Genomic DNA, 14,660 nt, shown 5'->3' with positions numbered 1-14,660 from the left:
TGATCCAATTTTTTTCATTCATTGGAGTATAACCAGCTTGGTAGAGGTGTAGGTCGGATAAGTGAGTCGGCTGTCACACTTGGCCGTATTGCTGCCCGTGCCGCAGCCAACGGTTGAGCAGCGGGCTGACATGCTCAGGCCAGCGTTCCAGCAGCGCCTGCGCCGCATCGCGCACTGCGGGCAACAGGTCGGCGTCGCGCATCAGGTCGGCGACCTTGAATTGCAGCAAACCGGTTTGGCGGGTACCGAGCATTTCTCCCGGGCCGCGCAGCTCGAGGTCTTTTTCAGCGATGACAAAGCCGTCGTTGGTTTCGCGCATGATGCCCAGCCGTTGGCGGCCGATCTGCGACAGCGGCGGGTGATACAGCAGCACGCAGTGGCTGGCGGCGCTGCCCCGCCCGACACGGCCGCGCAATTGGTGCAGTTGGGCCAGGCCCAGGCGTTCGGGGTTCTCGATGATCATCAGGCTGGCGTTGGGCACGTCCACGCCGACCTCGATCACGGTGGTGGCCACGAGCAATTGCAGGTTACCGGCCTTGAACTCGGCCATCACTGCAGCTTTTTCGGCAGGTTTCATACGGCCGTGGATCAGCCCGACCTTGAGCTCGCCCAGGGCACTGGTGAGGTCTTCATAGGTGGTTTCGGCGGCCTGGCAGGTCAGCTCCTCGGACTCTTCGATCAGCGTACACACCCAGTACGCCTGGCGGCCTTCGGCGCAGGCGCCGCGCACGCGTTCGATCACCTCGACGCGTCGCGTGTCGGTGACCAGCACGGTGTTGACCGGCGTACGGCCGGGCGGCAGTTCGTCGAGGATCGAGGTGTCGAGATCGGCGTAGGCACTCATCGCCAGGGTGCGCGGGATTGGCGTGGCGGTCATGATCAACTGGTGCGGGTTCATGCGCCCACCCACGCCTTTCTGGCGCAGGGCCAGGCGCTGTTGCACGCCAAAGCGGTGCTGTTCGTCGATGATCACCAGGGCCAGGTTCTTGAACTGCACTTCATCCTGGAACAGCGCATGGGTGCCCACCACCATCGGTGCGCCGCCGGCAATCTGCTCCAGCGCTGCTGCGCGCGTCTTGCCCTTGAGCTTGCCGGCCAGCCACGCGACTTCCAGCCCCAGCGGCTCGAGCCAGCGTTTGAAGGTGATGAAGTGTTGCTCAGCGAGAATTTCCGTGGGCGCCATCAACGCGACCTGGTAACCGGCTTCCAGGGCCTGCAAGGCGGCGAGGGCGGCGACCACGGTCTTGCCCGCGCCCACATCGCCCTGGATCAGGCGCAGCATCGGTTCCTGCTGGCTGAGGTCGTAGGCGATTTCGTTGCCGACGCGTTGCTGCGCGCCGGTCGGTGCGAAGCCCAGGTTGGCCAGGTATTGCGCGGGCAGGCGCGTGGCTTTGGGCATCGCCGGTGCGCGCAGCGAGCGCATGCTTTCGCGCAGGCGCTGCTGGGACAGTTGATGGGTCAGCAGTTCTTCGAAGGCCAGGCGATGCTGCGCCCAGTGGTGGCCGAGGGCGAGTTCGTCGACATCGGCGTCGGCCGGCGGGTGATGCAGGTAGCGAATCGCATCCGCCAGAGGCGCCAGCTGATAATCGCGGGCCAGCTCCAGCGGCAACCAGTCGGGCAGGCTTTGCGGTCCGAGCATCGTCAGGGTCTGCATGCACAACTGGCGCAGGCGTTGCTGGGTGAGGCCTTCGGTCAGCGGGTAGATCGGCGTGAGGGTGGTGTCCACCGGCGGCGGTTCATCGCCGGTAATGGCGCGGTACTCCGGGTGGTAGATCTCCAGGCCCGAGGCCCCCGGACGCGCTTCGCCGTAGCAGCGCACGCGGGTGCCGCGCTTGAGGCCTTCTTTCTGCGCATTGCTGAAATGGTAGAAGCGCAGGCTCAGGCCACCGGTGCCGTCCTGCAGGCGCACCACCAGGCTGCGGCGCTTGCCCATCACCACGTCGGCGCCGCTGACGGTGCCTTCGATCACCGCGTCCTGGCCGGGACGCAAGTGGCCGATGGGCACGACGCGGGTGCGATCCTGATAGCGCAGCGGCAGGTGGAACAGCACGTCCTGAAGGTTTTCCAGGCCGACCTTGGCGAGTTTCTCGGCCATGGCCTCACCGACACCCTTGAGTGCCGTCACCGGCACCTGCGACAGCTCAGTCATACCGTTACTCAGCTCGCAGCAGACGGTTTGGCCACCGAGCACAGGCGGATCGAGTCGGCGAGGATCTCGATGGCTTTTGGCCGTGGAAAGCTGGCGCGCCAGGCGATTGCCACGGTACGGAAGGGCACCGGCGGCGTAAGTGGGCGCACTTCGATTACGCCGGGGGCGTAGTGATGGCTGTCTACCGCCGACAACGGCAGGATCGAAATACCCAGGCCGGACGCGACCATGTGGCGAATGGTCTCCAGGGAGCTGGATTCCACCGTGGTGTGCTTGGCGCCGTCGTTGCCTTTGGTCAGGGTCGGGCAGGCTTCCAGCACCTGGTCGCGGAAGCAGTGGCCTTCACCGAGCAGCAGCAGGCTCTTGTCATTGAGCAGGCCGGCGTCGATGGTTTCCTTCTGGGTCCATGGGTGCGAGGCGGGCATCAGTACGTAGAACGGCTCGTCGTAGAGCGGCAGGGTCAGCACGTCCGCCTCGTTGAACGGCAAGGCGATGATGATCGCGTCCAGCTCGCCGTTGCGCAGTTTGTCGCGCAGCACGTGGGTGAAGTTTTCTTCGATATATAGCGGCATCTGCGGCGCGACGCGGTGCAGTTGCGGGATCAGATGGGGGAACAGGTACGGGCCGACGGTGTAGATGGCGCCGACCTTGAGCGGTGCGGTCAGCTGGTTCTTGCCGGCTTGGGCCAGCTCGCGAATGCTTTGCGCTTGTTCCAGCACCTTCTGGGCCTGGGCAACGATGCCTTCGCCCACCGGGGTGAGGCGCACGGCGCTCTTGCTGCGCTCGAAAATCAGCACACCGAGTTCGTCTTCGAGCTTTTTCACGCCCACCGACAGCGTCGGCTGGCTGACGTGGCAACGCTCGGCCGCGTGGCCGAAGTGCTGTTCTTGGGCGAGGGTCACGATGTAGCGTAATTCTGTAAGAGTCATAGCGGGCGTCCATGAGGTTGCGGGCCAAGCATACCGGCTGCAATCGATAGACGCACGTTATCAGAACTTTGCTGGGGATTGAGCGAGGACTGTCGGTAATTTTGCTGATTCGCTGCCGCTGAATGTGGAAGGGAGCCAGCCCCCTTCCACATTGCCCTGCTAGCGGCGACGTTTATCGATGTTGTAAACGAACGGTGCGACGAGCTCCACACTGCCGTTTTTCAACAGGTCGGCCGGTGGTTTGGGCAGGGGTTGAGCCTTGCGGATCATCTCCAGCGTGGCGCGGTCCAGGTCGGCGTTGCCGGAGCGGCCCTCCAACTCGTAGGACAGCACATTGCCTTCGCCATCGACCACGAAGCGCAAGCGGTTCATGCCTTCCTTGCCACGTTGCTGGGCGCCCGGCGGGTACTTCTTGTACTTCTGCAGGTGCGCCAGCAGGGTGCTTTGCCAGGAGGCCTGGGCGGCAAGCTGTTGCGCCGACGGGCCCGGAGCGGGCTGGGCGGATTTCTGCGCAGGCGCGTTGCTCGGCGGCGTGTCGCTCGGTGGCTCCTCGGAAGGTTTCTCCTTGGGCGGCTCGGGCTTCTTCTCCACCGGCTTAGGCGGTTGTGGCTTGGGCTTTGGCTTGACCGGCTTAGGCACCTGGATCGTCGGCTTGGGCGCCTCGGCCAACTTCGGCAGCGGCAGCTCTTCGACCGGTGGTGGCGGTGGCGCAACGACCTTGGGCGGTGCAGGCGGCGGCGGTGGCGCCGGCAGGGGCGCCAGGTCGATGACCATCGCGGCCGGAGGCAACGGGATCGCCTGCGGCGCGGACCATTTAAGCGCGATGATGATCGCGACGGCATGCACGCCCAGCACGACTGCGAGGCTGCTGCCATAACGCGTCAGTTTGTGGCGCGTCGTGATCATTTCTTGGCTGCCGTCTCAAGTCCGACCAGGCCTACCTTGAGGTAGCCGGCTGCCCGCAAGGCGTCCATCACGCTCATCAGGTCGCCGTAGTCCACGCCCTTGTCGGCCTGGAAGAAGATCGTCGTGTCTTTCTTGCCTTGGGTCTTGGCATCGAGCACCGGCCCCAGGGTTTCAGCCTTGACTTCTTCTTCGCCCAGGAACAGGCGCTGGTCGGCCTTCACGCTGAGAAAAATCGGCTTCTCCGGGCGTGGCGCCGGCTTGGCGCTGGACGCGGGAAGGTCAACCTTGATGTCCACGGTAGCCAACGGTGCCGCCACCATGAAGATGATCAGCAGCACCAGCATCACGTCGATAAACGGCGTGACGTTGATTTCGTGATTCTCGACGAGCTCGTCGTCGCCTTGATTCAAATGCAGGCCCATGGCCGATTACCCCACTTTCACCATGTGCGGTTGCGAGCTGCGCTCGGTAGGCAGGTGATCGAGGTCGCGGCTGACCAGCAGCAGGACTTCTGCCGACGCGTCCGATACCTGGGCCTTGTAGCCGGCGATCGAACGGGCGAAGACGTTGTAGATCACCACCGCTGGGATCGCGGCAACCAGGCCCAGGGCCGTAGCCAGCAAGGCTTCGGCGATGCCGGGAGCAACCACGGCGAGGTTGGTGGTCTGGGTTTTGGCGATGCCGATGAAGCTGTTCATGATGCCCCACACGGTACCGAACAGGCCGACGAAGGGGGCGGTGGAACCGATGGTCGCTAGCACGCCGGTGCCACTGCTCATGTTGCGACCGCACGCGGCCACCAGGCGCTCCAGGCGGAAGCTGACGCGTTCCTTGATGCCTTCTTTTTCGCGGGTGTTGGCCGACAGGCGCATTTCTTCCAGGGCGTCATGCACCAGCAGGTTGGCCAGGGTGCCCTTCTTGGTGGCGGTTTCACTCGCTTCCTTGAGGGTGGCGGCCTTCTTCAAGTGGACGATTTCAGTGCGCAGACGACGCTTGGCGCCCAGCAGCTCGAAGCCTTTGGCGATCCAGATGGTCCAGGTAATGATAGAGGCGATAGCCAGGCCGATCATCACGGCTTTCACCACCACGTCGGCGTTCTGGTACATGCCCCACGGGGACAGGTCATGGGCCATGCCCAGGGTGTTGTCTTCTTCCAGCACTACGCCAGTGCCGTCGGCAGGAGCTGCAGCCTGGGCCGGGTCGGTTGGCGCAGCCGGGGTGGCGGTATTCTGCTCGGCAGCGGCTGGCGCGGCAGGTGCGGTGGCATCAGCGAAGGCGGCGGTCGGCGCCAGCAGTACGCTGAACAGCATCGCAGCAATCGCACGCCAGGCGCGGGATGGGCTGTGAGGCTTGGTTGGCGAAGCGGGGTTTGTATGACGTGTCATGCTGGCCGGACCTGAGAGAAAATAATGGGTGATCGTCCTGCCAGACCCCTGTGGGTCGAGGACAAATGGGTGGTTATTATTGCAAGTAATTCTTGTTAACTAAAGTGGCACTGTTACTTTATTTCGCTTTTTACTGGCCGTTGATCCTCTCGCGCGGCTAATCTGCGCCTTTGAGAATGGAGTTTTATGATGTCTGCGCCTTCTGTTGTGATTGCCGGTTGCGGCGATGTGGGTAGTCGGCTGGCTAGCCAATTGCTGGCCGCAGGATGGGAGGTGCATGGCCTGCGCCGCGATATTTCGCGCCTTCCCGCCGGCGTGATCGGCATCGCCGGTGATCTGTTCGATAAAGCCTGTCCCGATACCTGGCCGATCGGCGGGGTGGATTACCTGGTGTACTGCGCTGCGGCCACCGACCACGATGAGACCGGTTACCGCGCTGCCTACGTGCAGGGGTTGCAGCATGTGCTGGAGTGGCTGGGCGATTACGGCCAGACGCCCAGGCATTTGCTGTTTGTGTCCAGCAGCAGCGTATATGGGCAGCAGAATGGCGAGTGGGTCGACGAAACCTCTGAAACACAGGCGAAGGGTTATTCCGGCCAAGTCATGCTCGAAGCCGAGCAAGTGGCACTCAATGGTGGCATCCCCGCGAGCGTCGTGCGGCTGACCGGCATTTATGGCCCGGGCCGCGAGTGGCTGCTGACACAGGTTCGGCAGGGTTATCGCGTAGCCGTCGACCCGCCTTTATATGGCAACCGGATTCACGCCGATGACGCGGCGGGCTTGTTGGCGTTTTTGTTGCGGTATGTGGAGCAGGGCGGTTCGCTGGACAAGGTTTATATCGGGGTCGACGATGCGCCGGCGCCATTGGCCGAGGTGGTGGGTTGGTTGCGCGAGTATCTGGGCGTGACGGAGTGGTCCGAGGACGCCAGTGTGCGGCGTGCGGGCAGCAAGCAGTGCAGCAATGCGCGCATCAAGGCGCTGGGCTGGAAGCCGACGTATCCGACTTATCGCGAAGGCTATGCAGCGATCCTGAAGGGCTGAACTCGATTAAAAATGTGGGAGGGGGCAAGCCCACTCCCACATTTGGATCTGTGTCGCAGCGGTTATTGCTTTTCAAGCAGCCATTGGCGCGGGCCTGGCGTGAACTGGGGCACTTCATCCGCCTGCGCGGTGTTGATCGCCTGGAAGATTTCCAGCTGCTTGCCTTTGCGCGCAAAGATCCACGGGTTGCCCACGCCATTCTCCTGCAGCCAAAGGCTGTCGTAGCCGCCGCTCATGGAGGCGCAATCCCCGGCCAGGCACAGCGAATACTGATCAGCGCCAGGCAGGCCGGCGACTTTGCCGTTGGCCTGGAACTGTACCGTGGCGCCATTACCGACACCGTCGGTGATCTTCCAGTCTCCGCCCAAGTACGCCGCATAAAGCGCCCGCTCGAAGTTGGCGCCCAGTGGCGCGCCCTCCGGAGCCGGGTCCTTGGAGCGCGTGAACAGTTGCTCAGGCTCGTTGTCGTTGGCCACCTGCAGCAGCTTTTTGCCTCTGCGCTTGAGCTCGGTGGCAGAGCTGCCGTAGAAGTCCACGCTCCAGGCGCCGGGCTTTTGCGCCAGCAACTTGCCTTCCGCCACTTCAAAACCGTTGTAGTAGCGTGCCTGCAGGGCCTTGGTGTTGACCTCCCATTCGAGGTTCGGGCCAAAGGTCTGCAAGGCTTCACGCAAAGGGCCGCCCTTGGCTGCCGCATCGATGGCGGCCTGGTTGATCCAGGTACCGCTCACATCCAGATTGGCAGGGTTGCTGGCACAGCCGCCGAGCAGCAAGGCGAGCAACGAAGAGGCAATAAGCGCTTTGCGCATGACTAAATCCTTCTGAAACAAAGTCGGCGCAGCGGTTGAGGCTGCGCCGGGTGCTTTTACTCGATGACCAGAATCGCGTCCATTTCAACCTGCGCGCCCTTTGGCAGGGCAGCGACGCCGATGGCGGCGCGGGCTGGGTACGGCTGTTCGAAGTACTTGCCCATGATCTCGTTGACCTTGGCGAAGTGGCTCAGGTCGGTGAGGAAGATGTTCAGCTTGACGATGTCTTTGAACGAACCGCCAGCCGCTTCAGCCACGGACTTGAGGTTTTCGAAGACCTGTACGGTCTGTGCTTCAAAGCCTTCCACCAGTTCCATGGTCTTTGGGTCCAGCGGGATCTGGCCGGACATGTAGACGGTATTGCCCGCCTTGATCGCCTGGGAATACGTACCGATGGCGGCCGGGGCTTTGTCGCTAGTGATTACTGTCTTGGTCATGAATGACTCCTCGTAATAGGCGATGGCTTGTTTGAAGAACTACGCACGCATGCGGGTGATGCGAATCACCCCGGTCAAGGCACGCAGTTTCTTGATCACGCGGGCCAGGTGCACGCGGTCGTGCACGCTGACCACCAGCTGGACCACGCTGATGCGCCCATCGCGTTCGTCCATGCTGATTTTCTCGATATTGCCGTCGGCCGCGTTGACGCTGCTGGCCAGCAGCGCGATCAGGCCACGCTGGTGCTCCAGCTCCACGCGCAGCTCGACATTGAATTCGCCGGTGACATCCTTGGCCCACGAAAGCTGGATGCATTTTTCCGGGTTGTGCCGGATTTCGCTGATATTGCGGCAGTTGTCCAGGTGCACCACCATGCCTTTGCCCGCCGACAGGTGGCCGACAATCGGGTCGCCCGGGATCGGTGTGCAGCATTTGGCATAGCTGAGCACCAGGCCCTCGGTGCCGCGAATCGCCAGCGGGCCTTCGGGGCTCGGCAGCTGTTCGCCTTCGCCGAGCAGGCGGCGTGCAACCACGTAGGCCATGCGGTTGCCCAGGCCGATGTCTTCGAGCAGGTCCTCGATGGTTTCCTGGCGGTACTCGTGAAGCATCGCTTGCACGCGCTCCTGCGGGACCTTGTCCAAGGCGCTGTCAAAACCGTTGAGCACCTTGTTCAGCAGGCGTTCGCCCAGGCTGATGGATTCGGAACGCCGCTGCAGTTTCAAAGCGTGGCGGATATGCGTACGCGCCTTGCCGGTCACCACGAAGTTGAGCCAGGCTGGATTCGGCCGCGCGCCTGGGGCGCTGACGATCTCCACCGTGGAGCCGCTTTGCAGCGGTTCGGACAGCGGTGCGAGACGACGATTGATCCGACAGGCGATGCAGCTGTTGCCCACATCGGTATGCACGGCGTAGGCAAAGTCGACCGCCGTGGAGCCTTTGGGCAGCTCCATGATCCGGCCTTTGGGCGTGAACACGTAGACCTCGTCCGGGAACAGGTCGATCTTTACGCTTTCGATGAACTCCAGGGAGTTGCCGGCACGTTGCTGCATCTCCAGCACGCCCTTGACCCACTGGCGGGCACGGGCATGGGTGCCTTTGGGCTGCTCATCGCCGCTGGATTTGTACAGCCAATGGGCAGCGATGCCGTTGTTGGCCATCTCTTCCATTTCGCGGGTGCGGATCTGGATCTCGATCGGCACGCCGTGCATACCGAACAACGTGGTATGCAGCGACTGATAGCCGTTGGCCTTGGGAATCGCGATGTAGTCCTTGAAGCGCCCCGGCAGCGGTTTGTACAAATTATGTACAGCGCCCAGTACGCGGTAGCAGGTGTCGACCTTGTCGACGATGATCCGGAACGCATACACGTCCATGATCTCGTTGAAGGCCCGACGCTTGCCGCGCATCTTCTTGTAGATGCCGTAGATGTGTTTCTGCCGTCCGCTGACTTCGCCTTCGATCTCGTCGATCGCCAGGCAATGGCTCAGGGACTCTTCGATCTTGTTGACGATTTCCTTGCGGTTGCCCCGGGCGCGCTTGACCGCCTGGTAGATGCGCGCCGAGCGCATCGGGTGCATGGCCTTGAAACCGAGGTCTTCGAACTCGATACGAATGGCGTGCATGCCCAGCCGGTTGGCGATGGGCGCGTAGATTTCCAGGGTTTCCTTGGCGATTCGCCGGCGTTTTTCGCCGGAGAGCACTTCCAGCGTGCGCATGTTGTGCAGCCGGTCGGCCAGCTTGACCAGGATCACGCGGATATCGCGGGCCATGGCCATGGCCATCTTCTGGAAGTTTTCCGCCTGGGCTTCGGCCTTGGTCTCGAAGTTCATCTGGGTCAGTTTGCTGACCCCGTCGACCAGCTCGGCCACGGTTTCGCCAAATTGCGCGCTGAGCGCTTCCTTGGCGATGCCGGTGTCTTCGATCACGTCATGCAGCATCGCGGCCATCAAGCTCTGATGGTCCATGTGCATGTCGGCCAGAATATTTGCCACCGCAAGAGGATGGGTGACATACGCTTCGCCACTACGACGGCGTTGGCCATCGTGAGCTTGTTCGGCGTAGAAATACGCTCGGCGGACCAGGTTGACCTGGTCGGGGCCGAGGTAGGCCGATAAGCGATCGGCGAGGGCGTCTATGCTCGGCAAAGTGTGAACTCCTGCCGAAGGCTGTGACTCCGCGCCGTGCTACGTCGACCAGGCATAGGCTTAGACGGCCTCGTTGGACTCGTCCTCGAACGCTGCGAACAGCGGTTCGTCTTCAACGATTTCAGCGTTGGCGATGAACTCATAGCTCATCAGGCCTTCTGCGATTTCACGCAGGGCTACAACGGTAGGCTTGTCGTTTTCCCACTGGACCAGGGGCTCTTTGCCGCCAGTGGCCAGTTGACGGGCACGCTTGGTAGAGAGCATGACCAGCTCAAAGCGGTTATCCACGTGTTCTAGGCAGTCTTCAACGGTTACGCGGGCCATGGTATTCCTCGGAGCGAATGCAAGATGCGCGCTGCCCGGTTGGGCGAGCGGACTGAGCAGTTTAAAAAATCACCAGCGTTTAGGGAAGCGCTGATTTTTCGCAGGCCCTCGCAAAACCGCTGCAAGTGCCAATGTAAAGCCCTTGCAGCGGTTTTGGGAAGGGCCAATCAGCCGAGCAGTTCGGCGAGTAATTTGCCGAAACGCTGCTGTTGACGCTTTTGCTGCAGCTGGTTGGCGCGGAAAATCGCCTTTAAATCATCCAGCGCGTGGGCAAAATCGTCGTTGATGATCAGGTAGTCGTAGTCGACGTAGTGGCTCATTTCGCTGACGGCTTCGCGCATGCGGCCCTCGATGATCTCGTCGCTGTCCTGGCCGCGGTTGGTCAGGCGCTGGTGCAGGGCTGCAAGCGAGGGCGGCAGGATGAAGATCGAGCGCGCCTTGGGCATCAGCTGGCGCACTTGTTCGGCGCCCTGCCAGTCGATTTCCAGAATCAGGTCGTGGCCTTCATCCAGCGTCTGCTGCAGATGGCTTTGCGAAGTGCCATAGAGGTTGCCGAACACTTCGGCGCGCTCCAGGAAGTCACCGTGCTCGATCATCTTGACGAACTCGGTACGCTCGACGAAGTGATAGTGCACGCCGTTCACTTCACCCGGGCGCATGGCGCGCGTGGTGTGGGAAACCGAGATGCGGATCTGCTCGTCAGCGTCGGTCAGCGCCTTGACCAGGCTGCTCTTGCCCGCGCCCGAAGGGGCGGAAATGATGTAAAGGGTGCCGGTGCTGTGGGTCATGGAGGGTGCCTTACTCAATATTCTGTACTTGTTCGCGCATTTGCTCGATCAACACTTTGAGGTTGACCGCAGCCGTGGTGCTGCGTGGATCAAACGCTTTGGAGCCCAGTGTATTGGCTTCGCGGTTGAGTTCCTGCATCAGGAAGTCCAGGCGCCGACCGGCGGCACCACCGGACTTGAGCACGCGGCGCACTTCGAGGATGTGGGTGCTCAGGCGATCGAGCTCTTCGGCGACATCACTCTTTTGTGCCAGCAGGACCATTTCCTGCTCCAGGCGCACGGGGTCGAGGTCGGCCTTCATGTCGGCGAAGCGATCCAGGACCTTCTGGCGCTGGGTGGCGAGCATCTGCGGCACCAGCTCACGCAGGGTGACGACGTCTTCTTCGATTGAGCTCAAGCGCTCGCTGATCAACCGCGCCAGCTCGGCGCCTTCACGCTCGCGGCCGGCCTTGAGTTCCTTGAGGCCCAGGTTGAACAGGGCCAGGGCCTCGGCGTTGAGGGCTTGCGGGTCGGTGGCGTCGGCCACCAGCACGCCGGGCCAGGCCAGCACTTCCAGGGGGTTCAGCGCGGCCGGCTGCTTGATCAGGCTGGCGATGGTTTCAGCGGCAGCCACCAGTTGCGCGGCGCGGTCGCGGTCGACCTGCAATGGTTTGCCGGTGGTTTCTTCGGTAAAGCGCAGGGTGCATTCCAGCTTGCCGCGGGAAATGCCCTGGCGCAGCGCTTCACGCACGGCGCCCTCGAGGTCGCGGAACGACTCCGGCAGGCGCAGATGCGGCTCCAGGTAGCGGCTGTTGACCGAGCGCAGTTCCCAGCTCAGGGTGCCTTGTGCGCCGGCTTTTTCGACGCGGGCAAAGGCGGTCATGCTGTGCACCATGGAGGTACCTCGCGTTACAGTCCCGCAAACACGGGCTGGTGGTTAAGAAGGCGCAGGATTGTAGCGCAGTGCGCAGGAGGCGCCCAAACATGCGCATTCGTAACCGGATTTTAAGAAGTGCCCCGAATCGGCTGGCGGCTCTATAATGCTCGGCAGTTTTTCGTCCTCAGTACAGGTATTCCCTATGAAACGTCCAAGTGGTCGCGCTGCCGATCAGCTCCGCTCGATCCGCATCACCCGCAACTACACCAAACACGCCGAGGGGTCCGTACTGGTCGAGTTTGGCGATACCAAGGTCATCTGCACCGTCAGCGTCGAGAACGGCGTGCCGCGCTTCCTCAAAGGCCAGGGCCAGGGTTGGTTGACCGCTGAATACGGCATGCTGCCGCGCGCCACTGGCGAGCGTAACCAGCGTGAGGCCAGCCGTGGCAAGCAGGGCGGACGTACCCTGGAAATCCAGCGCCTGATCGGCCGTTCCCTGCGCGCAGCCCTGGACATGACCAAGCTGGGCGACGTGACCCTGTACGTCGATTGCGACGTGATCCAGGCCGACGGCGGCACCCGCACCGCCTCGATCACCGGCGCCATGGTGGCCCTGGTTGACGCATTGAAAGTGATCAAGAAGCGTGGCGGCCTCAAAGGCGGCGACCCGCTCAAGCAAATGATCGCCGCCGTCTCGGTCGGCATGTACCAGGGCGAGCCGGTGTTGGACCTGGACTACCTGGAAGACTCGGCCGCCGAGACCGACCTGAACGTGGTCATGACCAGCACCGGTGGTTTCATTGAAGTGCAGGGCACCGCCGAAGGCGCGCCATTCCAGCCAGCTGAACTGAACGCCATGCTGGCCTTGGCGCAGAAAGGCATGAACGAAATTTTCGAACTGCAGAACGCCGCACTGGCTGACTGAGCCGGTCTCAAGGAGAAACGCCATGAATGACAACAGCCAAATGCCGGTGCCTGCGCCTTCCTACGAAGTGCGGCAGGGGGCAATGTTGTGCCATCTCGCGGCGTTTCTGGGGTTCGTGTTCCCCTTCGGCAGCGTTGTGGGGCCACTGATCCTGTGGCAGATGAAGAAGGAGCAGGATGCGTTTATTGATGATCAGGGCAAGGAAGCCCTGAATTTCCAGATCACCGTCGCCATCGCCTGGATCGCTTGCATCGTGCTGGCCTTCGCAGTGATTGGTTTCTTCCTGATGATTGCCCTGGCGATTGCCACGGTGGTGCTGACCATCATCGGCAGTATCAAGGCCAACAAGGGGATCGCCTATCGCTATCCTCTGACCTGGCGTCTGGTCAAATAATCGCCATCCAAAAAAAACCGACATCGCTGTCGGTTTTTTTGTGCCTGGAAAAACACCTCAGATGGTCAAGGTCCAGTCGTAGTCCACGATCAGTGGCGCGTGCTGCGAGAAGCGCGGCTGGCGCGGCAAGCGGGCACTGCGTACGAACCGGCGCAGACCTGGGGTCAGCAGCTGGTAGTCGAAACGCCAACCCAGGTTGAGCATTTCAGCCTGTTCGTTATCCGGCCACCAGCTGTACTGGTCGCCTTCGCGGCTGACTTCGCGCAGGGCGTCGACATAGCCCATGTTGCCGACAATCTCGTCCATCCAGGCCCGTTCCGGCGCCAGGAAACCCGGGGATTGCTGGCTGTCGCGCCAGTTCTTGATATCCAGCTTCTGTTGCGCCACGTACAGCGAGCCACAATAAATGTACTCGCGACGTTTGCGTCGCTGTTTATCCAGATAACGGGCGAAATCGTCCATTAGCTTGAATTTCTGGTTCAAGTCTTCATCGCCGTTCTGCCCCGAAGGAAGCAGCAAGGTCGCGATGCTGACCTTGTCGAAATCGGCTTGCAGGTAGCGCCCGTAGCGGTCGGCTGTCTCGAAGCCGAGGCCGCTGATGACCGCCTTGGGTTGCAACCGCGAGTACAAAGCCACGCCACCTTGGGTGGGCACTTCGGCATCGCAGGCATAAAGGAAGTAGCCATCCAGTTGGAAGGCTGGGTCGTCCAGTTCAAAGGCGGAGGCGCGGGTGTCCTGCAGGCAGATGACGTCGGCATTCTGTGCTTGCAGCCAACTGAGCAAACCACGCTCGACTGCAGCCTGAATACCATTAACGTTCACACTGATGATCCGCATAAATGGCCCCAAAAATCGCGTGCGTGTATGATACACGCCGTCTACCTAATTAGCTAAATCCGTGGTATCTGAGGCTTTTTTCATGCAGGCGTATCAACGCGATTTCATTCGTTTTGCCATCGATCGCGGGGTTTTGCGCTTCGGTGAGTTCACCCTCAAGTCCGGGCGCACCAGTCCGTATTTCTTCAATGCTGGCCTGTTCAACTCGGGTTCGGCCCTGGCTCAACTGGGGCGTTTCTACGCGGCGGCCATTGTTGAAAGCGGTATTTCCTTCGACGTACTGTTTGGCCCGGCCTACAAGGGCATTCCCCTGGCTGCGGCTACTGCGGTGGCGCTGGCGGAACATCATGGGCAGGACCTGCCGTGGTGCTTCAACCGCAAGGAAGCCAAGGCCCACGGCGAAGGCGGCAGCCTGGTGGGCGCGCCGCTCACGGGCGATGTGCTGATCATCGATGACGTGATTACCGCCGGCACCGCGATCCGTGAAGTGATGCAGATCATCGCTTCCCAGGACGGCGCCAAGGCCGCGGGTGTGCTGATCGCCCTGAACCGCCAGGAGCGTGGCAACGGTGAGTTGTCGGCGATCCAGGAAGTGGAGCGTGATTTCGGCATTCCGGTGGTGAGCATTGTGTCGTTGAACCAGGTGTTGCAGTTCCTGGAAGATGATCCGCAGCTTAAGCAGCACTTGCCGGCGGTGCGGGCGTATCGCGAGCAGTTTGGCGTCTGACACAGAACTTC

At 61.8% G+C, this 14,660-nt stretch carries 16 protein-coding genes; 4 read left to right on the top strand and 12 right to left on the bottom strand.

The annotated features are described in order from the left end of the window. Window positions 1–73: 73 nt before the first annotated feature. The 5 genes from recG to exbB all read right to left on the bottom strand — a co-directional run bounded on the left by recG (window position 74) and on the right by exbB (window position 5,369). Window positions 74–2,149, bottom strand: a complete 2,076-nt coding sequence (gene recG / locus C4J88_RS26620; RefSeq protein ID WP_124368828.1) for an ATP-dependent DNA helicase RecG — start codon at window positions 2,147–2,149, stop codon at window positions 74–76. Between the two features lie 8 nt (window positions 2,150–2,157). Then, window positions 2,158–3,078, bottom strand: a complete 921-nt coding sequence (locus C4J88_RS26615) for a hydrogen peroxide-inducible genes activator (protein ID WP_124368827.1) — start codon at window positions 3,076–3,078, stop codon at window positions 2,158–2,160. A gap of 159 nt (window positions 3,079–3,237) precedes the next feature. Next, the gene (locus C4J88_RS26610) at window positions 3,238–3,984 is read right to left on the bottom strand and encodes an energy transducer TonB (protein WP_124364984.1); all 747 of its coding nucleotides are present in this window, start codon (window positions 3,982–3,984) and stop codon (window positions 3,238–3,240) included. Continuing rightward, on the bottom strand, window positions 3,981–4,406 hold the full coding sequence (gene exbD / locus C4J88_RS26605; protein WP_003195519.1) for a TonB system transport protein ExbD: 426 nt from the start codon (window positions 4,404–4,406) through the stop codon (window positions 3,981–3,983). Before exbD ends, C4J88_RS26610 begins: the two co-directional genes overlap by 4 nt. A gap of 6 nt (window positions 4,407–4,412) precedes the next feature. Then, window positions 4,413–5,369, bottom strand: a complete 957-nt coding sequence (exbB, locus tag C4J88_RS26600; protein ID WP_124368826.1) for a tonB-system energizer ExbB — start codon at window positions 5,367–5,369, stop codon at window positions 4,413–4,415. 189 nt (window positions 5,370–5,558) lie between these two features. Here exbB and C4J88_RS26595 point away from each other — a divergent pair, with 189 nt between their 5' ends. Continuing rightward, on the top strand, window positions 5,559–6,410 hold the full coding sequence (locus C4J88_RS26595) for an SDR family oxidoreductase (RefSeq protein WP_124408505.1): 852 nt from the start codon (window positions 5,559–5,561) through the stop codon (window positions 6,408–6,410). Between the two features lie 62 nt (window positions 6,411–6,472). Here C4J88_RS26595 and C4J88_RS26590 read toward each other — a convergent pair whose 3' ends face one another. From C4J88_RS26590 to C4J88_RS26565, 6 genes are all read right to left on the bottom strand, one after another. After that, window positions 6,473–7,216: a hypothetical protein gene (locus C4J88_RS26590; protein ID WP_124408504.1), complete on the bottom strand. Its 744-nt coding sequence runs from the start codon at window positions 7,214–7,216 to the stop codon at window positions 6,473–6,475. A gap of 56 nt (window positions 7,217–7,272) precedes the next feature. After that, window positions 7,273–7,653, bottom strand: coding sequence for a RidA family protein (locus tag C4J88_RS26585; protein WP_003176922.1), 381 nt, complete (start codon window positions 7,651–7,653; stop codon window positions 7,273–7,275). A 39-nt stretch (window positions 7,654–7,692) separates the two neighbouring features. Further along, complete coding sequence (gene spoT / locus C4J88_RS26580; RefSeq protein ID WP_124364979.1) at window positions 7,693–9,798, bottom strand: bifunctional GTP diphosphokinase/guanosine-3',5'-bis pyrophosphate 3'-pyrophosphohydrolase; 2,106 nt, start codon at window positions 9,796–9,798, stop codon at window positions 7,693–7,695. Between the two features lie 60 nt (window positions 9,799–9,858). Beyond that, window positions 9,859–10,122, bottom strand: a complete 264-nt coding sequence (rpoZ, locus tag C4J88_RS26575; RefSeq protein WP_003176920.1) for a DNA-directed RNA polymerase subunit omega — start codon at window positions 10,120–10,122, stop codon at window positions 9,859–9,861. Between the two features lie 167 nt (window positions 10,123–10,289). Beyond that, window positions 10,290–10,910: a guanylate kinase gene (gene gmk, locus C4J88_RS26570; protein WP_124408503.1), complete on the bottom strand. Its 621-nt coding sequence runs from the start codon at window positions 10,908–10,910 to the stop codon at window positions 10,290–10,292. Between the two features lie 10 nt (window positions 10,911–10,920). Continuing rightward, on the bottom strand, window positions 10,921–11,784 hold the full coding sequence (locus C4J88_RS26565; protein WP_124364978.1) for a YicC/YloC family endoribonuclease: 864 nt from the start codon (window positions 11,782–11,784) through the stop codon (window positions 10,921–10,923). A gap of 184 nt (window positions 11,785–11,968) precedes the next feature. Between C4J88_RS26565 and rph the strand changes: the two genes are divergently transcribed. Together rph and C4J88_RS26555 are read left to right on the top strand one after the other, a co-directional pair. Next, the gene (gene rph / locus C4J88_RS26560) at window positions 11,969–12,691 is read left to right on the top strand and encodes a ribonuclease PH (RefSeq protein WP_124368821.1); all 723 of its coding nucleotides are present in this window, start codon (window positions 11,969–11,971) and stop codon (window positions 12,689–12,691) included. A 22-nt stretch (window positions 12,692–12,713) separates the two neighbouring features. Then, window positions 12,714–13,085, top strand: a complete 372-nt coding sequence (locus C4J88_RS26555; protein WP_124364976.1) for a DUF4870 domain-containing protein — start codon at window positions 12,714–12,716, stop codon at window positions 13,083–13,085. 57 nt (window positions 13,086–13,142) lie between these two features. Here C4J88_RS26555 and C4J88_RS26550 read toward each other — a convergent pair whose 3' ends face one another. Beyond that, window positions 13,143–13,922 carry an exodeoxyribonuclease III gene (locus tag C4J88_RS26550; protein WP_003195493.1) on the bottom strand — a complete coding sequence of 260 codons (780 nt, stop codon included), beginning with the start codon at window positions 13,920–13,922 and terminating at the stop codon, window positions 13,143–13,145. Window positions 13,923–14,004: 82 nt separating this feature from the next. On the opposite strand from C4J88_RS26550, the gene pyrE reads away from it, so the two are divergent. Continuing rightward, a complete protein-coding gene (pyrE, locus tag C4J88_RS26545; RefSeq protein WP_003195489.1) occupies window positions 14,005–14,649 on the top strand; it encodes an orotate phosphoribosyltransferase in 645 nt (214 codons plus the stop codon). The last annotated feature ends 11 nt before the right edge of the window (window positions 14,650–14,660 follow it).

This window comes from Pseudomonas sp. R4-39-08 (genome assembly GCF_003852275.1).
GTDB lineage: Bacteria > Pseudomonadota > Gammaproteobacteria > Pseudomonadales > Pseudomonadaceae > Aquipseudomonas.
Note: the sequence above shows the minus strand (reverse complement) of the source record. Positions and strands in the feature narration are given on the sequence as shown.